Source organism: Bradyrhizobium sp. Leaf396 (genome assembly GCF_001424605.1).
Taxonomy (GTDB): domain Bacteria; phylum Pseudomonadota; class Alphaproteobacteria; order Rhizobiales; family Xanthobacteraceae; genus Bradyrhizobium; species Bradyrhizobium japonicum_C.
Map to the genome: position 1 here is coordinate 1 of NZ_LMQJ01000032.1, position 19,290 is coordinate 19,290.

Genomic DNA, 19,290 nt, shown 5'->3' on the forward strand with positions numbered 1-19,290 from the left:
CGCGTTCACAGGCCGAACATATGACCGCACCGTCATCCCTTGTTCAACCAGAGAAAGACCTTGCAGCCCGGGCCGTTCCACATATGAGTCAGAGCCAATTTTGGACGCCGATCCCCCGGCTTAGGGGGTCAATATTGGGCTCTGACGCATATTCGATGATCGGGATTGTTTTTATGGCGCACCAATCAGCCTAGCCTGAAGGAGATCGAGCTTAGCGCGCCCGTACATTTGCCGTTTGACCAGCTTGAGCTTGGTGATCTGAGCTTCCACCTGGCCATTGGACCATGGTTGCGTGATAGCCGCGTGCACCGCGCCCTTATCGTTGGCAATGCCATTCGCGAACGAGGCAATGAGGCTCCGCTTGGATTCCTCAATCCAAGGTTCGAGCTCCATCTCGGCCTTCTTTCGGATCATCGCGTGGAAGCGGCCAACGAGAGCTTGGGCATCGGCCAGCATAGGAACGTTTTGCTCGATGACGGCAAGCGTGACGGTCTCGGCCCTGGTCAGGTGGTCGCGCTTCGTCGTCATCAGCTGCGCTATCGTCCTGGCGGCGGGGACCTTCTGCAATTGTTGATGGCTGATAGTCTCGGCACGCCGCCGTCGCGTCGCCCATTCCGCCACCACGCGCAGCGATCCCTTGAAGCCTTGTCCCTTCAAACGGCGCCAGAGTTCGGCACCGTTGCGACAGCCGCCTGACCATTGCCCGTCCAGGAACGGCAGGTGCCCGTCCAGGGTGCTTTGACGGGTGCGGAACATATCCGTACCGCCACCGCGGCTAATTTGGCGAACCAGATTGCGACTATGTCCTGTGCGGCGGACGATCTCCTTGAACGGCACACCGTCGCTGATGAGAGCCGCAATTGCGGCATGGCTGTCCTGGCGCCGCAGATAGCCCTGATAGCGCAGCTTTTCCGCATAGGTCAGCAATTCCGGATTGATCGTTGTCGCTCCGATTGCGGTTCGGATTCTGTTCATGGAGCGGCGCACCGCATCAAGTAAGGCCGCGCTCGCATTTTCCATCAGATGCCAACGGTCGGCGACCTGGATGGCGTTCGGGAGCGCCTTGGCTGCTGCCTCGCCATATCCACCACCGCGATCCCGCGACACAATTTTGATCGCTGGGTGCTTCGATAGCCACGCCCGAACGGTCGCAGTCTCCCTGTCGGGCAGCAGGGTTACGATCCGCCGACGCTCCAAATCGCACACGATCGTCCCGTATCGATGGTTTCTCCGGAACGCCCAGTCATCGATGCCCACAACAAGCAATGGATCGGTCGGCATCGCCGTCCGCCGGCGGACCACCCGTAGCAAGGTATCGTTGCTGACAGGCAGCATGAGCCGCTTGGCGAAGCTTGCCGCCGGCCGGCCGCCGAGCGCCAACCCCAAGTGATGGACGATGTATTCCAGCCGTGCTGTCCGACGCCGTCGCAGCGGGACGATGTCTTCTCCGAACCGCTCCGCGAAGATCCGCCGGCGGCAATGCGGCACCTCGCATGTGAAGCGCCGCGTGAGCAATCGGAGGCGCACCTTTCTGCCCGCTGATGGCAAATCGGCCACGTGCCGGATGTAACGGCTATGGATTCGGCGCGATGCTGTCGTGCACAAAGGGCACTGGGCCTCGGCAGCCTCTGACCGAACAGCCAGAATAACCGAATCCTCTGAATCACTTACGCCATCAAACACCAAACCACTCGGTACGAGCGATGAAATTCGAAAGCCTGTCCGCATGGCGCCGATTCTCCGTTGAAGAACCACAGTCGCCCGGCAAACTTCATCAGAAATGAGTCAGACCCAATATTGCAAGCCGAATGACACGGGACAGCCAAGTTCTGAGTGATCGGAATTTGCCCAACGTCTCGCTCATCGGCCAAGGAACTCGCACACACGTCCAAGTTGCACGCCGTCGTTCCGCCCGGGGAGGGGCACGAACAGTCCACTCAGTCTGATGTTGCCAATGCACGATTTCTGCAGTCGCCTCGTGGCTTCGTCGCCGATCGACGCAGCGGCGCGTGATCACGCAAGGGACGTCAGCCGCTGCGCGCCGCTGCCTTGCTTGCCGCGTACTTCCTCGATCCGTTCCGTCTCATGCTCCCGCCGCTCATGGTATCCGATTTCTCTGAGACGGGCAAAGCTGTCTTCGCAGGCGAGGGCGTAGATCACCTCCACGGTATCGCGGCCGTCGTCGCGGTGGAGGACCAGGGCGTCGACCGGCACGCAGCGGTCCGACGCCAACGCGGTGATGGTACTCGATGCGGCGGACGCCGGGATCAAGGGTCGCCTGGATCTTGAAATCGCGCCGGACCGCGTTCCTCACGGGAATCGCCCTCATGGAATGCGGACAGGATGAAAGCGGCGAAGAAGAGCGCGAAGGCGTCCGTCAGACGCGACGGAAGAAAAGCGTTGCTGACGTACATGAAGCCGGAGATCATCGAGGCGCTCAAGGAGGCGGCCGCGATGCAGGATTTGAAGGCCTGGCAGTTCGTGGAGAGGGCGGTGGCGAAGGCTCTGAAATCGAAGCGCACTTGAGCCCGGCCCGACCCCCTCCGTACCGAGTGCCGCTCCGCTCAGGGCGACAACGAGAAGCAACGAGATCGCACATGATGCGATGATGCGCCGATGTGCGCTTTCCGGATTTCGCTCATGAACTCTCCGAAATTCAGGCGAAGGAGTCGCCGTCGACCAGAAGGGGTTCCTCGCGCACCGAGCGCTGTCAGCCTTGCAGCGCGGCCGACGGCAATGCGATCCGGACGCGCAATCCATCCGACCGCCAGTCGCGTTTGATCGAGCCCCCGATCCGCTCGATCGTAATCTCTACAAGCTTCGTGCCGAAGCCGGCGGCAGACGGCTCGGCCACGTCGAGCGCGCCCTTCTCTGTCCAGTTGATCACGATCCTGTCGGCGTCGACCGACCATGCAACCATCACGCCGCCGCCATCGCGGCTCAGCGCGCCGTACTTCGACGCGTTGGTCGCCAGTTCGTGGAAGACGAGGGCGAGGTGGTTGGTCGCCTGTTCTCCGATCGCGAGCGGGGGTCCTTCCACGACGGAGCTCGATCTCTCGAAGGGGCGCAGGATCCGCGCCACGAGATCGGAGAAGCTCGCGACCGCGGAGACGTCGGTGCCGAAGGACCGGCGGATCAGCCCGTTCGCCTGCGATAGCGCATGCAGGCGGCCCGAGAGCGTCTCGGCGAGTTCCTCTTTCGTCGCCGAATTGCGCGCCGTCATCCGCACCATGCTGCCGGCCACGCTGAAGAGGTTCTTGATGCGGTGGCTCATCTCCCGATCAGAGTTTCCTGCTGCTGCATGGCCAAGTTGAGCCGCTGTTCGCCTTGGATCATCCGCAGTGCCACGCCTGCGAAGGCGGCCAGTTCGGTCATGATGCGCGCATGCTCCTTGTTGAAGTGGCCAAGATCGGTGGTCACCAGCCACAAGGTGCCGATTGCAGAGGCGCCCTTCACCTTCAGAGGCACGAGCAAGACCTCGGGGACCGCGATGCCCGCGTCGCGGATCCAGTCGTAGGCGCGCTCGGGTCGTTCCATGAGGATCGGTTCGACCAAATCCAGGCAGACGCCGCAAGGACTGAAATCCCGCGGGGTGGTGGCACCCCCGAATGTCGCGAGTTCGCCGGTCAGGGCGCGCCAGCGGAATTGGCCATTCATTGGCTCGAGGATGCTAATGCCGGCCGAGTGCGCATCGCAGATCTCCATGCCGAGCTTGACCAGGCGCTGGAGAACTTCATCCGGATGGTCGCACATGACATCTGCGAGGTCCTGGATCGCCAGCTTCTCGCGCACGAAATCGGGGGCCGCCGCCTGGCGGCCGGCGAGTTGGTCGGTGATGAACACCGTCGCGATCGGTTCTGGAAACTGGGTCTGCGACCGCATGGCCAAGGACTTGACTGGTGCCTGATACCCCCATCTTGCCACCGCCCTTCCGCCTCTACCAGCATGAACCACTGGCTTCGCCGCATCTTCGGTCGCGGCGTCAGCTTGAAGGGCCCGCGCGCGGACTGGGACCGGGACGTCCGTCGGACTGCCCGTGGGAAAGCCCTCAAGCTGCGGGACGTTCTCCGCGGCGATGGCCTTCCGCAGCAGCACTTCGCGCTGGACAGGCGAGCGGCACCGACCAGTCGATGGTCAAGCTCGCGACGGCGGCGGACAAGGTCGGCAGCATCGTCACACTATTACGGCCATCGCCGAACAGACGAACCTTCTTGCGCTCAACGCGATGATCGTGGCGGCGCGGGCCGGGGAGGAGGCCGGACGAGGTCTCGCGGTGGTCGTCTCCGAGGTCAAGGAATTGGCCGCACAGACGGCCAACGCCACCAGCCAGATCTCCGGCCACGTCGGAGAGATCCAATCGACGGCATCGGCGGTGGTCGTGGCGATCAAGGTGATCATGTCCACGATCGACAGCATGTCGGAGATCACGGGTGCGATCGCGGCCGCCGCGGAGGAGCAGAGAAACGCCAAGCGCGAGATTTCGCGCAACGTGCAGCAAGCTGCTGTGGGCGATTCCCACGTTTCGCCGGCATCGCTGAAGTTGAGAAGTGGCCACCGAACCCGGTGCGGCTTCGACCCAGGTGTTCACCTCCGCGAAATCTCTTTCGGCGGACGGACAACGTCTCAAGCAGGAGGTTGATACCTTCCTGACGATGGTTCGTGTCGCATGATTTTGCCTCTGCCGAATTCCGACAAGAGAATTGATCTGCAATTAATCGCGGCACTTTACGGTAATCCTCGCGACCCGCGTCGGGATACGGGAGTTGGCGGCAATTTATCCGGATACACCGATGACCAACAATTTTCTCAGAGGCCGCGTCCCTTCCGGCGAAAGCCGACCACGGCAGCGCGATCACCTGATGCGCGGAGAAGCACTGCAACGCCTTGTCGGGCATCATATCAACTCATAATCCAGTCGTTTCGAGCCGCTCGCATTGACATGGATCAAGCGGCTGTTCGCGGGGAGTTCACGCGGTCGCTGGCGATAAAAGTCGCCTCATCGCACTTCAATTGACGCAGCGCAAACTTCAAATCTGCGCTTCGGGCGATACATGCCCTTCGAACTGGCGAGGGGACCATCATGGATGCAACAACGACTGCGCATCGGGGCCGGGCGCTCTGGCTTTCAACCATTGCCTTCACAATATGCTTTGCCGTGTGGACGATCTTCTCGATCATCGGCATCCGCATCAAGCAGGAGCTGGGCCTGAATGGCACCCAGTTCGGCCTCCTGGTCGGCACACCCATTCTCAGCGGATCGTTGATCCGGCTTTTGCTCGGTATCTGGACCGATCAATATGGCGGCCGGCGGGTCTACACCATCGTCATGCTGGCCGCGGCGCTCGCAACATATCTGCTGACTTGGGCGCATACCTATCCTGAATTCCTGGTAGCGGCCTTCTTTGTCGGCATAGCTGGCGGATCGTTTGCGGTCGGCGTCGCCTATGTTTCGCGGTTTTATCCTGCTGGACGGCAGGGCACCGCGCTTGGCATCTTCGGCGCCGGCAATGTCGGCGCGGCCGTGACAAAATTCATCGCGCCGTTCGTGCTGGTAGCCTACGGCTGGCAGACCGTGGCGCAGGTCTGGGCGCTCGTCATCGGCCTGATGGGCATTGCATTCTGGCTCTTCTCCGAAGAAGATCCCGTCGTCCAAGCGCGGCACAAGAACAACGAGAAGCCAAAGAGCGCATGGCTGGAGCTTGAGCCGCTCAAGAACATCCAGGTATGGCGTTTCGCGCTCTATTACTTCTTCGTGTTCGGCGCCTTTGTCGCATTGGCGCTGTGGCTGCCGCAGTATCTCATCAAGGTTTATGGCGTCCACATCAAGACCGCCGGCATGGTGGCTGCGATGTTCTCGCTGCCGGCCAGCGTGTTCCGCGCCTATGGCGGCCATCTTTCCGATCGTTACGGCGCACGGCGCGTCATGTACTGGACTTTCCTGGTCAGCATCGTCGCTACCTTCGTGCTGTCCTATCCTCCGACCGACTATCTGGTGAAGACGGTCAACGGTACCGTCGCCTTCCATCTGGAAATGGGGCTAGTGCCATTCACGGTGATCGTCTTCGTGCTTGGCTTCTTCATGGCGCTGGGCAAGGCCGCGGTCTACAAGCACATCCCGGTCTATTATCCCAGGAATGTCGGCGCGGTCGGTGGACTGGTCGGCATGATCGGGGGCCTCGGCGGTTTCGTGCTGCCGATCGTATTCGGCGCGCTGGTCGACCTGACGGGTCTGTGGACCAGTTGCTTCATGCTGCTGTTCCTGCTCGTCGCAGGTTCTCTGGCCTGGATGCATATGGCAATCCGGCAGATGGAGCGCGGCATCGCCGGCGAAGAGCTCAAGAAACTTCCCGAACTTCCCGAAATGGAAACGATTCACAAGCCCGAGCATGTCGGTGCGCTGTCCGGCGCTGTCTTGACCGACTGGCGTCCGGAAGACAGGACATTCTGGGAGGGGGGCGGGCGCGCAATCGCGCGCCGCAATCTCTGGATTTCAATCCCGGCGCTGTTGCTGTCGTTCGCGGTGTGGCAGGTCTGGTCCGTGGTGGTCGCGAAGCTGCCTTCGGTCGGCTTCAAGTTCACCACGGCCGAACTGTTCTGGCTGGCGGCGCTGCCGGGCATTTCCGGCGCGGTGCTGCGGATCTTCTACTCCTTCATGGTGCCGATCTTCGGCGGCCGGCTCTGGACGACGCTCGCGACATGGTCACTGCTGATCCCGGCGGTCGGAATCGGCTATGCCGTGCAGAATCCGTCGACGCCTTATCCGGTGTTCCTCGCTCTGGCGCTGCTGTGCGGTTTCGGCGGCGGTAACTTCGCCTCGTCGATGGCCAACATCTCCTTCTTCTTCCCGCGGGCAGAGAAGGGAAATGCCCTCGCGCTGAACGCCGGCCTCGGCAATCTGGGCGTCTCCACCGTGCAGTTCGTGGTACCAATCATCATCACCGTCGGCGTGTTCGGCTGGTTCGGCGGCGATCCTACGACGGTTAGCAGCGGAACACAGACGTCCTCGCTGTGGCTGCAGAACGCCGGCTTCATCTGGGTGCCGTTCATCGTCGCCAGCGCGTTCGCAGCCTGGTTTGGCATGAACGACATCTCTTCCGCCAAGGCCTCGTTCGCTGATCAGGCCGTGATTTTCCAGCGCAAGCACAACTGGATCATGTGCTGGCTCTATACCGGCACCTTCGGTTCGTTCATCGGCTACTCCGCCGGGTTCCCGCTGCTCGCCAAGACTCAATTCCCCGCAGTTGACGCGCTGCCGTTGGTCTTCCTCGGGCCTCTCATCGGTGCGCTCTCGCGCTCGGCGACGGGCTGGATCTCCGATAAATGGGGTGGGGCGCGGGTCACCTTCTGGGTGTTCATCCTGATGATGCTCGGCGTGCTCGGCATCCTCTACTTCATCGGCATCAAGGACCAGCCGGGGGCATTCTGGGGCTTCTTCGCGATGTTCCTCATCCTGTTCTTCGCAACAGGCGTTGGCAATGCCTCGACCTTCCAAATGATCCCGAACATCATGCGGAAGGAAATAGACCGGCTGATGCCTACCGCTGATGCCTCGACCCGCCAGCGCCAGGCCGAAAAGGAATCGGCGGCCATCACGGGCTTCACGTCGGCAATCGCAGCCTTCGGCGCCTTCTTCATCCCGAAGTCCTACGGGACCTCGATCGATCTCACTGGTGGTGTTGAGGGCGCGCTGTGGGGGTTCTTCATCTTCTACGTGATCTGCGTCGCTGTCACCTGGAGTGTCTATTCGCGCAAAGGCGGAATGCTCCATGATGTCGAGCGCGGGCCCCGCATTTCAACCGTTACCCAAGCTGCCGAATAAGGAAGCTCACGATGAGTCATTTTCTCGACAGGTTGTCGTTCTTCACGCGAGCCAAGGCCGAGTTCGCCGACGGGCATGGCGTGATGACCACCGAGGACCGATCCTGGGAGGACGGTTACCGTAAGCGTTGGCAGCACGACAAGATCGTCCGCTCAACCCATGGCGTGAACTGCACGGGGTCCTGCTCGTGGAAGGTCTACGTCAAGGGCGGCATCGTGACGTGGGAGACGCAGCAGACCGACTATCCGCGCACGCGGCCGGATTTGCCCAATCACGAACCGCGCGGTTGCGCCCGCGGCGCGAGCTATAGCTGGTATCTCTACTCGGGCAACCGGGTGAAATACCCGCTGGTGCGTTCGCGGTTGCTGAAACTGTGGCGCGAAGCGCGCGTGCTCATGACGCCGGTGACGGCATGGAAGTCGATCGTCGAGGATCCGAAGAAGCGCACGGCCTATGTGCAGAAGCGCGGCCTCGGCGGCTTCGTCCGCGCGAGCTGGGCCGAGGTCAACGAACTCGTGGCAGCGGCGAATGCCTATACGGCCAAGACTTACGGCCCGGACCGCGTGTTCGGCTTTTCCCCGATCCCGGCAATGTCGATGGTGAGCTACGCCGCCGGCGCGCGCTATCTGTCGCTGCTCGGCGGCGTCTGCATGTCGTTCTACGACTGGTATTGCGACCTGCCGCCGGCCTCGCCGCAGACCTGGGGCGAGCAGACCGACGTCCCCGAAAGCGCCGACTGGTACAATTCCGGTTTCCTGATCCTGTGGGGCTCGAACGTTCCGCAAACCCGCACCCCCGATGCGCACTTCTATACCGAGGTCCGCTACAAGGGCGCCAAGAGCGTCGTGATCAGCCCGGACTATTCCGAAGCCTCGAAATTCGCCGATCTCTGGGTCTCGCCGAAGCCGGGCACCGATGCGGCGCTGGCGATGGCGATGGGCCACGTCATTCTCAAGGAATTCCACGTCGAGCGTCAGGCCAAGTATTTCAACGACTACGCGCGCCAGTACACCGACATGCCGATGCTGGTGCGGCTGGTGAAGCAGGGCGACCACTTCGTGCCCGAGCGTTTCCTTCGCGCATCCGACTTCGTGAACGGGATGGACGAGACCAACAATCCGGAATGGAAGACAGTCGCCTACGACGAAACCTCCGGCGAGATCGTTGTGCCCAAGGGCTCGGTCGGCTTCCGCTGGGGCGAGAAGGGAAAATGGAGCCTGGAAGAGAAGACGTCCGGCAACCGGGACACCCGGCTGCGGCTGTCGCTGAACGACATCAAGGACGGCATGTCGCCGGTCGGATTCCCGTATTTCGGCAACCGCGAGCACGACCATTTTGCCGGCACCGATCATCCCGACGTGCTCAAGCGCAACGTGCCGACCAAGACGTTGCAACTGGCCGAGGGGGAAACCGTCGTCGCCTCGGTGTTCGATCTCTTCCTCGCCAATTACGGCGTCGATCGCGGCTTGGGCGGCGAGAACATCGGCAAGAGCTACGACGACCTGCAGCCCTACACGCCGGCCTGGGCGGAAAAGATCAGCGGCGTGCCGCGCGATCACATCGTCACGGTGGCGCGTGAGTTCGCGCTCAACGCCGAAAAGACGGGCGGTCGCTCGATGGTCATCCTCGGCGCCGGCCTGAACCACTGGTACCACATGGACATGAACTACCGCGGCATCATCAACATGCTGGTGATGTGCGGCTGCATCGGGCAGTCCGGCGGCGGCTGGTCGCATTATGTCGGCCAGGAAAAGCTGCGGCCGCAGTCCGGCTGGACACCGCTGGCGTTTGGCCTGGATTGGGGGCGCCCGCCGCGGCAGATGAATTCGACGTCGGCTTTCTACGCGCACACCGACCAGTGGCGTTACGAGACGCTGGACGTTAAGGAGATCCTGTCGCCGACGGCGCCGGTGGGCCCGTGGGATGGCGCCATGATCGACTACAACGTGCGCGCCGAACGGATGGGCTGGTTGCCGTCGGCACCGCAACTGGAAACCAATCCGCTCGAAGTATCGAAGCAGGCTGCGGCCGCCGGGATGGAGGCGAAGGATTATGTCGCCAAGGCGCTGAAGTCGGGTGAGTTGAGCCTGTCTTGCGACGATCCGGACAATCCCCGGAACTGGCCGCGTAATCTCTTTGTCTGGCGCTCCAATCTGCTTGGCGCGTCCGGCAAGGGCCACGAATACTTCCTCAAGCACCTGCTGGGCACCAAGCACGGCGTGATGGGCAAGGACCTCGGCGAGCATGGCTTGAAGAAGCCGGTCGATGTGAGGTGGCATGAGGAGGCGCCGGAAGGAAAGCTCGACCTGCTGGTCACGCTCGACTTCCGGATGTCTACCACCTGCATGTATTCGGACATCGTCCTGCCGACGGCGACCTGGTATGAGAAGAACGATCTCAATACCTCGGACATGCATCCCTTCATCCACCCGCTGTCGGCGGCGGTCGATCCGGTCTGGGAAACGCGCAGCGACTGGGACATCTACAAGGGTATCGCGGAGGCGTTCTCGCGCGTGGCGCCGGAAGTGCTCGGCGTCGAGAAAGACGTCGTGCTGACCCCGATCATGCACGACACGGCCGGCGAGATCGCTCAGCCGCTCGACGTCAAGGACTGGAAGAAAGGCGAGATCGATCCGATCCCCGGCAAGACCATGCCGGCCGTAACCGTGGTCGAGCGCGACTACCCGAACCTCTACAAGCGCTTCACGTCGCTTGGGCCGCTGATGAACAAGCTCGGCAATAGCGGCAAGGGCATGAGCTGGAATACCGACCATGAGGTCGATCTGCTCAAGAAGCTCAACGGCGTCGTGATCGAGGAGGGTGCGAGCAAGGGACTTGCCCGCATCGACAGCGCGATCGACGCCTGCGAGGTCATCCTCAGCCTTGCACCGGAAACCAACGGCGAGGTCGCGGTGAAAGCATGGGCATCGCTCGAGACCTTTACTGGACGGGAACACACTCATCTGGCGGTTCCGAAAGAGGATGAGAAAATTCGCTACCGCGACGTGGTCGCGCAGCCGCGCAAGATCATTTCCTCGCCGATCTGGTCCGGCCTTGAATCGGAAAAGGTCTGCTACAACGCCGGCTATACCAACGTCCATGAACTGATCCCGTGGCGGACGCTCACCGGCCGGCAGCAGCTCTACCAGGATCACCTGTGGATGCGTGCCTTCGGCGAGGGGTTCTGCGTCTACCGGCCGCCGATTGATACCAAGACCATCAAGCCGGTGATCGACCGCAAGCCGAACGGCAATGCGTCCGTGGTGCTAAACTTCATCACGCCGCACCAGAAATGGGGCATCCACTCGACCTACACCGACAATCTGCTGATGCTGACGCTGTCGCGCGGTGGTCCGATCGTCTGGATCAGCGAGATCGACGCCAAAGCCGCCGGGATCGTCGATAACGACTGGATCGAGGCTTACAACACCAACGGCGCGCTGGTGGCGCGCGCCGTGGTCTCCCAGCGCGTCAAGCAGGGCATGTGCATGATGTACCATGCCCAGGAGAAGATCGTGAACGTACCGGGCTCGGAGCAGACCGGCCAGCGCGGCGGCATTCACAACTCGGTCACCCGCGTTGTCACCAAGCCGACGCACATGATCGGCGGCTACGCCCAGCAGTCCTACGGCTTCAACTATTACGGCACGGTTGGCGCCAACCGTGACGAGTTCGTCATCGTCCGGAAGATGGTGAAAGTCGACTGGCTCGACACGCCGACATCAGATCAGCCCGGACCCCCCCGTTTGGAGGCCGCAGAATGAAGATCCGCGCTCAAATCGCCATGGTGTTGAACCTCGACAAGTGTATCGGGTGTCACACCTGCAGCGTCACCTGTAAGAACGTGTGGACCAGCCGCGAGGGCATGGAATACGCATGGTTCAACAACGTCGAGACCAAGCCGGGCATCGGCTATCCCAAGGACTGGGAGAACCAGGCGCGCTGGAAAGGCGGCTGGAAACGCAAGCGCAACGGCAAGATCGAGCCGCGCATCGGCGGCAAGTGGCGCGTGCTGGCGAACATCTTCGCCAACCCGGACCTGCCCGAAATCGACGATTACTACGAGCCGTTCACCTTCGACTACGCGCATCTGCAGCAGGCCAAGGAAATGCCGGCGATGCCGACCGCGCGGCCCCGCTCGCTGGTGTCTGGCGAGCGGATCGAGAAGATAGAATGGGGTCCGAACTGGGAAGAGATCCTCGGCGGCGAGTTCGCCAAGCGCTCGCAGGACTATAATTTCGAGGGCGTGCAGAAGGACATCTACGGCCAGTTCGAAAACACCTTCATGATGTACCTGCCGCGGCTGTGCGAGCACTGCCTCAACCCGGCCTGTGTCGCGGCCTGTCCGTCCGGCGCGATCTACAAGCGCGAGGAGGATGGCATCGTCCTGATCGACCAGGACAAGTGCCGCGGCTGGCGCATGTGCGTCTCCGGCTGCCCTTACAAGAAGATCTATTACAACTGGTCCTCGGGCAAATCCGAGAAATGCATCTTCTGCTATCCGCGCATCGAGGCCGGCCAACCGACGGTATGTTCGGAAACCTGCGTCGGTCGCATCCGCTATCTCGGCGTCGTGCTTTATGACGCCGATCGCATCGCGGAAGCTGCCAGCAACCCCGACGAGCGCGACCTCTATCAGGCGCAGCTCGACGTCTTCCTCGATCCCAACGATCCCAAGGTCATCGCGGAAGCGGAGCGGCAGGGCATCCCGCATGCATGGCTGGAATCCGCCAAGGCCTCGCCGATCTGGAAGATGGCGATGGAGTGGAAGGTGGCGTTCCCGCTGCATCCGGAATACCGCACGCTGCCGATGGTCTGGTACGTGCCGCCGCTGTCGCCGATCACCTCGGCCGCCTCCGCCGGCAAGATCGGGCTCGATGGCGGAATGCCCGATGTAAAGTCGTTGCGCATCCCCATGAAATATCTCGCCAATCTGCTCACCGCGGGCGATGAGAAGCCGGTGACGCTGGCGCTGGAGCGAATGATGGCGATGCGTTCCTATATGCGCACCAAGACCATCGACGGTGTCGTCGACGAAGTGGTCGCCCGGCGGGTCGGGCTCACGCCGGCACAGATCGACGAAATGTACCAGATCATGTCGATCGCCAATTACGAGGACCGCTTCGTGATTCCGACCGCGCACCGCGAGCTCGGCGCCGATGCCTACGACATGCGTGGATCCTGCGGCTTCACCTTCGGCAATGGCTGCTCTGGTGGCGAAAGCGAAACCAATTTATTCGGCTCGCCGCGCAAGGCCAAGAACCCGATGGAGATCGCGTGATGAAGACGTTCAAGGTCCTGTCGGCATTGTTGAGCTATCCGGCCCAGGAGTTGATCGACGCGGCGCCGGAGTTCCCGGCGATCCTCGACGCCGAGAAGGTGGTGCCCGCGACCTGTCGCGGTGCGCTCGATCTCTTGATCGAGGAAATTTCGGTCGGCGAGGTTTACGATCTGCAGGAGCGCTACGGCCTGCTGTTCGATCGCAGCAAGACGCTGGCACTGCATCTGTTCGAGCACATCCATGGCGAAAGCCGCGATCGCGGTCAGGCCATGGTCGACCTCAAGGCGATGTACGAGAAGGCCGACCTGTTCATTGCCGCCAACGAACTGCCCGACTACGTGCCGCTGTTCCTCGAATTCCTCTCGACCCAGCCATTCGCGGAGGCCCGTGACCTGTTGGGGCAGGCCGCCCATATTTTTGCGGCCCTCGGCGAGCGGCTCGGGCGGCGGCAATCGAACTACAAGTCGGTGTTCGATGTGCTGGTCGCGATCTCGGCCGAAACTTTGTCGCGCGAGATTGTCGACGAACTGCTGAAGGACATTGATACCGATCCGATGGATCTCGTGGCGCTCGATGCCGCCTGGGAAGAAGAGGAGGTGCGGTTCGGTTCGGGCAGCCAGGGGCAGGGCGCCTGCGGCCACGAAGGCCTGATCGCAAAACTTCGCCATGCCAGACGCGCGGTCGATCCCGCGCCACGTGCGCAGTGAGGAGGAAGCCATGCAAACGCTCAATTCAATCGTCTTCGGCTGGTATCCCTATCTGTGCCTGACCGTATTCCTGTTTGGCAGCCTGGTGCGGTTCGACCGCGAGCAGTATACGTGGCGTACCGGGTCCAGCCAGTTGCTGCGGCGGCGGCAACTGACATGGGGCTCCAATCTGTTCCACGTCGGCATTCTCTTTATTTTCCTCGGCCATTTCGTCGGCCTGCTGACCCCGATCTGGGTGTTCGACATGCTCGGCGTTTCGCACGGCTTCAAGCAGATGCTGGCGATCGTCGCGGGCGGCATTGCGGGCCTGATGTGCCTGGTCGGAATTGCGCTGCTGACGCACCGCCGCCTGTTCGATCCGCGCATTCGCGCCAACTCCTCGTTCGGCGACACCGCGATCCTGCTGCTGCTGTTCGCGCAGCTGCTGCTGGGGCTTGCGACCATTCCGGTGTCGATGGGCCATCTGGACGGCCATGAGATGGTGAAATTCATGGCCTGGGCGCAGGGCATCCTGACGCTCCAGCCCGGCGCGGCAGCTAACGTTCTGGACGTGCATCCGATTTTCAGGGCCCACCTCGTGCTCGGCATGACGCTGTTCCTCGTCTTTCCGTTCACCCGACTGGTCCATATCTGGAGCGCGCCGGTGTGGTACCTTGGCCGGCGCGGCTATCAGGTGGTGCGAAGCCGCGATGGTTCGCTGCGACCGATTCAACCGGCGGAGTAGATCAGTGGATTGCTCAGTGACGAATGCGCTGCCGAAGCCCAAGACGATCAGCGTCAACGGCAAGGTCATTCCGCGCGAGGTGATTGCCCGTGAGGTGCAGAACCATCCGGCCGAGAAGCCGATCATGGCATGGCAGGCTGCGGCCCAGGCACTGGTCGTGCGTGAACTCCTGCTGCAGGAATCGGCGCGGCTCGGCATTAAAGCAGAGCCGCTCCGCGATGCCGAGGGGCGTTCCGAGACCGACGAGGAAGCGGCCATGCGCGCGTTGATCGAGCGAGAGGTGGCAACCCCTGAGCCGGACGACGCGGCCTGCCTCAGGTTTTACGAGCAGAACCGACAGCGCTTCCGTTCGGGAGACCTGTATGAGGCGGCGCACATCCTGATTGCGGCGCATCCCGACAACGTCGTGGCCCGCAGTGCGGGTCGCCGGACTGCCGAGAACATTCTGGCTGCGGTGAGCGCAGATCCGGCGCTGTTTGCCGAATTCGCGCGCAGCCATTCGGCTTGCAAGACCTCGGCGCAGGAAGGGGGACGGCTCGGTCAGCTGACGCGCGGCCAGACGGTTGCCGAGTTCGAGGCCGCCTTGGAGCGGATGCGCCCCGGTGAATTGGCCATTGCGGAGACCCGCTACGGCTTTCATGTCATCCGTCTCGATCAGCATGCGCCGGGGCAGGTGCTTCCATTCGAACTGGCGCGCGACCGTATCGCGGACTACCTCACGACCAGCGTTCAGCATCGCGCGCTGGCGCAGTATGTCTCGGTGCTGGCCGGCCGGGCCGAGATAACGGGAATTGCGCTCGCTGCGGCGGCGTCGCCGCTGCTGCAATAGGGGCCGAAGATGCAACTGGGCGACATCATCCGCAGTTTCAGTGAAGACGCCGCCGCCGGCGAGGTGCTGCTCGCCTGCAACGATATCGTGCTGTTCGCGCGCGTCGGCGATGCGGCCAGCCGGTATGAAGAGACCGTAGGCGAATACGCCTCCGGCGCCGTCAGGCGCTTCGCCAATCTCGCCGGCAGCGAGGACTGGCTGGGGTTGATGAACGTCGTCGAGCGTACCGACGATCCCGGAACGGGGTGTCTCGTCTACATGGTTAACTGGTCGCTGAAGAAAGATGAGGCGCCTGAGGCGCCCGCGCATGCCGGCTGCACTTGCGGCGGTGGTGGAGATTGTTCGTGATCGGCGCCGGATCGTGACATCAGATGATCGACGAGCTGTTTGACCGCAATGTGGCCTGGGCGACGGGCAGGACCCGCAGAGACCCCGATTACCTTCGCCGTCTCGCCGAGCAGCAGGCGCCGCGATATCTCTGGCTGGGCTGTTCCGACAGCCGCGTTCCCGCCAACGACATCGTCGGTCTCGATCCGGGCGAGGTGTTCGTCCACCGCAATGTCGGCAATGTCGTTCACACCGGCGACATGAATTTGCTGTCGGTGCTGGAATTTGCGGTCGAAACGCTGCAGGTCAAGCACGTCATCGTGTGCGGCCACTACGGCTGCGGCGGCATACGCAGGGCATTCGAACCGCCGGGTGGCGGCGGTCTGGTCGATCACTGGCTGGCGCCGGTGCGGGAGATGTGCCGGCGCTGCGCGCCGGAGCTGGCGCGCCTACCCAGCGATGCAGCCAGAATGGACCGCGCCTGCGAGCTGAACGTCGAGCTTCAGCTGCGGCGCATCGCGGCCACGCCGATATTGCGCGGGGCCTGGCTGCGTCAGCAGTCCGTGTCGGTCCACGGCTGGATCTATGGCTTGGGCGACGGGCTGCTGCGGGATCTCGGCCTGAAGCTGTCGTCGCTCGATGAAGCGGAGAGCCTCGATCGCGAAGGCGAATACGCAAACCGTCGCGAGCCGATCACGATGGTTCGTCGCCACGCCGAGGAAGCTTTCGGCGGGCTGTCGATGCTTGAACCGCAGTTTCTGGAGGAGGGTTGAGGTGCCGGACGATCTTTTGCCGCGGATTGGTGTGCTGACGATATCCGACCGCGCCAGCCGCGGCGAATATGAGGATATCAGCGGCAAGGCTATCCATGATTTTCTCGGCCGGGTGGTGGCCTCGAACTGGACCGCGGTCGTCAGGCTCGTGCCTGACGGCACCGACAGCGTGGCGCAGGCGCTGATCGAAATGGTCGAGGGCGACGGTTGCGACCTCATCCTGACGACCGGCGGCACCGGTCCGGCGCCGCGGGACCTCACGCCCGAAGCAACACGCATGGTCGTCACTCGCGAGCTGGAGGGATTTGGCGAGCTAATGCGCCGGGTCAGCCTCGAACAGGTTCCGACCGCCATTCTCTCACGACAGACTGCCGGAACGCGCGGAAAGTGCCTGATCGTCAATCTGCCGGGACGCCCCTCGGCCATCGATATCTGTCTGAGCGCCGTCTTCCCGGCGATTCCCTACTGCCTCGATCTGATCGGGGCGCGACGAATGGAGGTAAATCCAGATGCATGCGCAGCATTCCGTCCCGCCGCATAGCACAGCCGTGCATCGGCAACCCGCTTTGGTCGCGATCGTCTACGCCAACGAGGTCTATCCCCAAGCAACATTCGAACGAATCGTCCAGGATTGCCGGCATCGTGGGCTCAAGATCGCCGGCGTGCTGCAACATCCGGTCTGCTCGGACGCCGCCGGCCACTGCAATGTGGCGCTGGAAGAACTCACGACGGGACTACGGACGGATTTATTCGAGGACCGCGGCCCCGGCGCGTCGGGATGTCGACTCGACGAGGCGGCGCTCGCGGAAGTGAACGGCCAGGTGGCGCGTTCGCTCGATCTCGCCCCTGAGATTCTGATCCTCAACAAGTTCGGCAAGGTGGAGGCCGAAGGGCGTGGGCTGCTCGACCTGGTGGCGATGGCAGTCGACCGCGACATTCCCGTGGTAATCGGGATCCCGACGCGGAATCTCGACTCCTGGCGCGAATTTACCGGGGGCATGTCGGTCGAGTTCTCCAGCGATCCCCTGGAGATCGCGGACTGGCTCAATAGAGCATTTCCTGTTGCGATGGCGCAAAGTCCCGAGCCGGCGGCCTGCTAGACAGGGATTGCAACTTCGAACGATCTTGCGGAGGCGAAATGGCAGCATTGCTGCAGCCGGAAATCGACGTGTGCCTTACGCCTGCAACGGACCTTGTCTCGGTGGAACGGGCGGTTGCCATCGGCTTGTCCGAGGCGCGGCCTATCGCCGAGACCGAACTGGTTGATCTTTCAGCCGTCGCGGGGCGGATTCTCGCACAGCCCATCAAGGCCGACGAGCCGCTGCCGCGGTTCGATTACAGTGCGATGGACGGTTATGCCGTCGATACGGACAGCCTAGGCATTGAATTTCCTGCCCGGCTGAAGGTCGCCGGCAGCATCGCCGCGCGCCGCACCGTCGACGAGCCGGTGTTGCAGGCCGGCTGCGCCTTTCGCATCCTGACGGGTGCGCCGATTCCAGCCGGCGCCAATGCCATCATTGCCCACGAAGAGGTGCATGCGGAGGGCGACTGGATAGCTCTCTCCCGCGCGCCACGAAGCGGCGAAAATATTCGAAGGCGCGGCGAGGACGTCAGGTCGGGCGAAAGCCTGATCGAGACCGGCACCGAGATGGGAGCGCTGCAGGCCGGCGTGGCAGCGGCCTGCGGCTATCCTGGCGTTCGTGTATTCCGCAGGCTTCGCGTGGCAATATTCACGACCGGTTCGGAGCTTCGACAGCCGGGGGAGAGCATCCAGCCGGGCGAGATCTACGATGCCAACCGCTTTATCCTGCTCGGCCTGCTTGCAAAGCCCTGGATCGAGATGGCAGACCTCGGATGCGTCGCCGATAGCCCATCGAAGTTGCGCAGTACCTTCCAGTCGGCTGCGGCCCGCGCCGACGTGATTATCAGTGCCGGGGGCATATCTGTGGGAGACGAAGACCATGTGGTGGATTCGTTCGAGCGTTGCGGTGGCAGACTGTGGGTCCGCAAGGTCGCGATCAAACCCGGCAAGCCCGTGGTCCTCGGCAGAATGGCTAACTCGACCTATGTCGGCCTCCCCGGGAATCCGGGGGCGCTCTTCACGGCATTTGAAGTCATCGTCGATAAGGTGCTCCGTGCTTGTGCAGGGATCAAGCGCGCCGGTGATGGCGAGCGAACCGCGATTGCCAATTTTACCTGGAGCGGACGACCGGGCCGCACAACCTATCTGCCAGCCATTCTCTCGGGGATCGAGAACGGCTTGCCGTTTATCGAGCTGTTGCCGGATTCCAATTCCGGCAAGCTGCATCAGCTCAGCCTCGCCGCCGGATTCGTCGTTGTCTCGCCAGAAGTGAAATCCATCGAACGCGGAGCAAAGATATGCTGGTTGCCATTTGCGAGATAAGGAGTGCGGCACTACCGCCGCGCTGCCCGCCAGTATAGTCGACTGCTTTACACCAAAATTGCTGATGACGTCGATTGGCAAAGGATGGAGACGGAGGCGGTGCTTCGTGGGACATCCGAACTGCATCGATGCTGGGAGGTCTCGACGCTTGTCAACTTTGTGCTGGAAATGAAAGTCGAGCTTGCCATCCCACGGTCGAAGCGGGATCTGTGGCTATCCGCCGTTGAGGCGTGACGCGACTTGCGCGGGGCGCAGTTGGGTGATGCCCTGTACCGTTTCGGGCAACGTGAAGCTCTTCTTTGAGGAGAACGGCTACGGTTATCCGATCATGAATTCGAATTAGCCTCTAGTGCCTGGATTCTCAAATTCGAAAGTTAGCACCCAACTATCGCTGCATCGCCTACAATGCTCGCCGATATCCGCGCT

17 protein-coding genes are annotated in these 19,290 nt (G+C 62.3%); 13 read left to right on the forward strand and 4 right to left on the reverse strand.

Annotated features, from left to right (window positions below):
• Nucleotides 1-171: 171 nt before the first annotated feature.
• Nucleotides 172-1,728 carry an ISL3 family transposase gene (locus ASG57_RS24435; RefSeq protein WP_024342178.1) on the reverse strand — a complete coding sequence of 519 codons (1,557 nt, stop codon included), beginning with the start codon at nucleotides 1,726-1,728 and terminating at the stop codon, nucleotides 172-174.
• 285 nt (nucleotides 1,729-2,013) lie between these two features.
• The gene (locus tag ASG57_RS24440; protein ID WP_155248806.1) at nucleotides 2,014-2,214 is read right to left on the reverse strand and encodes a hypothetical protein; all 201 of its coding nucleotides are present in this window, start codon (nucleotides 2,212-2,214) and stop codon (nucleotides 2,014-2,016) included.
• 186 nt (nucleotides 2,215-2,400) lie between these two features.
• On the opposite strand from ASG57_RS24440, the gene ASG57_RS39735 reads away from it, so the two are divergent.
• Nucleotides 2,401-2,526, forward strand: a complete 126-nt coding sequence (locus ASG57_RS39735) for a hypothetical protein (protein WP_283805304.1) — start codon at nucleotides 2,401-2,403, stop codon at nucleotides 2,524-2,526.
• 184 nt (nucleotides 2,527-2,710) lie between these two features.
• Here ASG57_RS39735 and ASG57_RS38445 read toward each other — a convergent pair whose 3' ends face one another.
• Both ASG57_RS38445 and ASG57_RS38450 read right to left on the reverse strand, forming a co-directional pair.
• Nucleotides 2,711-3,274 (reverse strand): sensor histidine kinase, encoded by a 564-nt coding sequence (locus tag ASG57_RS38445; RefSeq protein WP_051160792.1) that lies wholly within the window; start codon nucleotides 3,272-3,274, stop codon nucleotides 2,711-2,713.
• Nucleotides 3,271-3,882, reverse strand: coding sequence for a GAF domain-containing protein (locus ASG57_RS38450; protein WP_051160791.1), 612 nt, complete (start codon nucleotides 3,880-3,882; stop codon nucleotides 3,271-3,273). Before ASG57_RS38450 ends, ASG57_RS38445 begins: the two co-directional genes overlap by 4 nt.
• Nucleotides 3,883-4,075: 193 nt before the next feature.
• Here ASG57_RS38450 and ASG57_RS24455 point away from each other — a divergent pair, with 193 nt between their 5' ends.
• The 12 genes from ASG57_RS24455 to ASG57_RS24510 all read left to right on the forward strand — a co-directional run bounded on the left by ASG57_RS24455 (nucleotide 4,076) and on the right by ASG57_RS24510 (nucleotide 18,864).
• Complete coding sequence (locus ASG57_RS24455; RefSeq protein WP_024343368.1) at nucleotides 4,076-4,639, forward strand: methyl-accepting chemotaxis protein; 564 nt, start codon at nucleotides 4,076-4,078, stop codon at nucleotides 4,637-4,639.
• A gap of 441 nt (nucleotides 4,640-5,080) precedes the next feature.
• Nucleotides 5,081-7,819 carry a nitrate/nitrite transporter gene (locus ASG57_RS24460; RefSeq protein ID WP_024343367.1) on the forward strand — a complete coding sequence of 913 codons (2,739 nt, stop codon included), beginning with the start codon at nucleotides 5,081-5,083 and terminating at the stop codon, nucleotides 7,817-7,819.
• 11 nt (nucleotides 7,820-7,830) lie between these two features.
• Nucleotides 7,831-11,583, forward strand: a complete 3,753-nt coding sequence (locus tag ASG57_RS24465; protein ID WP_024343366.1) for a nitrate reductase subunit alpha — start codon at nucleotides 7,831-7,833, stop codon at nucleotides 11,581-11,583.
• Nucleotides 11,580-13,100 carry a nitrate reductase subunit beta gene (narH, locus tag ASG57_RS24470; RefSeq protein ID WP_024343365.1) on the forward strand — a complete coding sequence of 507 codons (1,521 nt, stop codon included), beginning with the start codon at nucleotides 11,580-11,582 and terminating at the stop codon, nucleotides 13,098-13,100. The genes ASG57_RS24465 and narH overlap by 4 nt, the downstream gene beginning before the upstream one ends.
• The gene (gene narJ / locus ASG57_RS24475) at nucleotides 13,100-13,807 is read left to right on the forward strand and encodes a nitrate reductase molybdenum cofactor assembly chaperone (RefSeq protein ID WP_024343364.1); all 708 of its coding nucleotides are present in this window, start codon (nucleotides 13,100-13,102) and stop codon (nucleotides 13,805-13,807) included. Before narH ends, narJ begins: the two co-directional genes overlap by 1 nt.
• 10 nt (nucleotides 13,808-13,817) lie before the next feature.
• Nucleotides 13,818-14,531: a respiratory nitrate reductase subunit gamma gene (narI, locus tag ASG57_RS24480; RefSeq protein WP_024343363.1), complete on the forward strand. Its 714-nt coding sequence runs from the start codon at nucleotides 13,818-13,820 to the stop codon at nucleotides 14,529-14,531.
• Nucleotides 14,532-14,535: 4 nt separating this feature from the next.
• Nucleotides 14,536-15,360 carry a peptidylprolyl isomerase gene (locus tag ASG57_RS24485; RefSeq protein ID WP_024343362.1) on the forward strand — a complete coding sequence of 275 codons (825 nt, stop codon included), beginning with the start codon at nucleotides 14,536-14,538 and terminating at the stop codon, nucleotides 15,358-15,360.
• Nucleotides 15,361-15,369: 9 nt separating this feature from the next.
• Nucleotides 15,370-15,708, forward strand: coding sequence for a hypothetical protein (locus tag ASG57_RS24490; RefSeq protein ID WP_024343361.1), 339 nt, complete (start codon nucleotides 15,370-15,372; stop codon nucleotides 15,706-15,708).
• A gap of 23 nt (nucleotides 15,709-15,731) precedes the next feature.
• The gene (locus ASG57_RS24495) at nucleotides 15,732-16,460 is read left to right on the forward strand and encodes a carbonic anhydrase (protein WP_024343360.1); all 729 of its coding nucleotides are present in this window, start codon (nucleotides 15,732-15,734) and stop codon (nucleotides 16,458-16,460) included.
• A 1-nt stretch (nucleotide 16,461) separates the two neighbouring features.
• A complete protein-coding gene (gene mog / locus ASG57_RS24500; RefSeq protein WP_024343359.1) occupies nucleotides 16,462-17,001 on the forward strand; it encodes a molybdopterin adenylyltransferase in 540 nt (179 codons plus the stop codon).
• A gap of 25 nt (nucleotides 17,002-17,026) precedes the next feature.
• Nucleotides 17,027-17,560 carry a DUF2478 domain-containing protein gene (locus tag ASG57_RS24505; RefSeq protein WP_230646878.1) on the forward strand — a complete coding sequence of 178 codons (534 nt, stop codon included), beginning with the start codon at nucleotides 17,027-17,029 and terminating at the stop codon, nucleotides 17,558-17,560.
• A gap of 38 nt (nucleotides 17,561-17,598) precedes the next feature.
• Nucleotides 17,599-18,864: a molybdopterin molybdotransferase MoeA gene (locus tag ASG57_RS24510; RefSeq protein WP_024343357.1), complete on the forward strand. Its 1,266-nt coding sequence runs from the start codon at nucleotides 17,599-17,601 to the stop codon at nucleotides 18,862-18,864.
• Nucleotides 18,865-19,290: the final 426 nt, after the last annotated feature.

Excerpts from the sequence above, each read along its gene's own strand:
- ASG57_RS24435 (WP_024342178.1), bottom strand. The coding sequence starts at position 1,728 with ATGCGGACAGGCTTTCGAATTTCATCGCTCGTACCGAGTGGTTTGGTG.
- ASG57_RS38445 (WP_051160792.1), bottom strand. The coding sequence starts at position 3,274 with ATGAGCCACCGCATCAAGAACCTCTTCAGCGTGGCCGGCAGCATGGTG.
- ASG57_RS38450 (WP_051160791.1), bottom strand. The coding sequence starts at position 3,882 with ATGCGGTCGCAGACCCAGTTTCCAGAACCGATCGCGACGGTGTTCATC.
- ASG57_RS24455 (WP_024343368.1), top strand. The coding sequence starts at position 4,076 with ATGGCCTTCCGCAGCAGCACTTCGCGCTGGACAGGCGAGCGGCACCGA.
- ASG57_RS24460 (WP_024343367.1), top strand. The coding sequence starts at position 5,081 with ATGGATGCAACAACGACTGCGCATCGGGGCCGGGCGCTCTGGCTTTCA.
- ASG57_RS24465 (WP_024343366.1), top strand. The coding sequence starts at position 7,831 with ATGAGTCATTTTCTCGACAGGTTGTCGTTCTTCACGCGAGCCAAGGCC.
- narH (WP_024343365.1), top strand. The coding sequence starts at position 11,580 with ATGAAGATCCGCGCTCAAATCGCCATGGTGTTGAACCTCGACAAGTGT.
- narJ (WP_024343364.1), top strand. The coding sequence starts at position 13,100 with ATGAAGACGTTCAAGGTCCTGTCGGCATTGTTGAGCTATCCGGCCCAG.
- narI (WP_024343363.1), top strand. The coding sequence starts at position 13,818 with ATGCAAACGCTCAATTCAATCGTCTTCGGCTGGTATCCCTATCTGTGC.
- ASG57_RS24490 (WP_024343361.1), top strand. The coding sequence starts at position 15,370 with ATGCAACTGGGCGACATCATCCGCAGTTTCAGTGAAGACGCCGCCGCC.
- ASG57_RS24495 (WP_024343360.1), top strand. The coding sequence starts at position 15,732 with ATGATCGACGAGCTGTTTGACCGCAATGTGGCCTGGGCGACGGGCAGG.
- ASG57_RS24510 (WP_024343357.1), top strand. The coding sequence starts at position 17,599 with ATGGCAGCATTGCTGCAGCCGGAAATCGACGTGTGCCTTACGCCTGCA.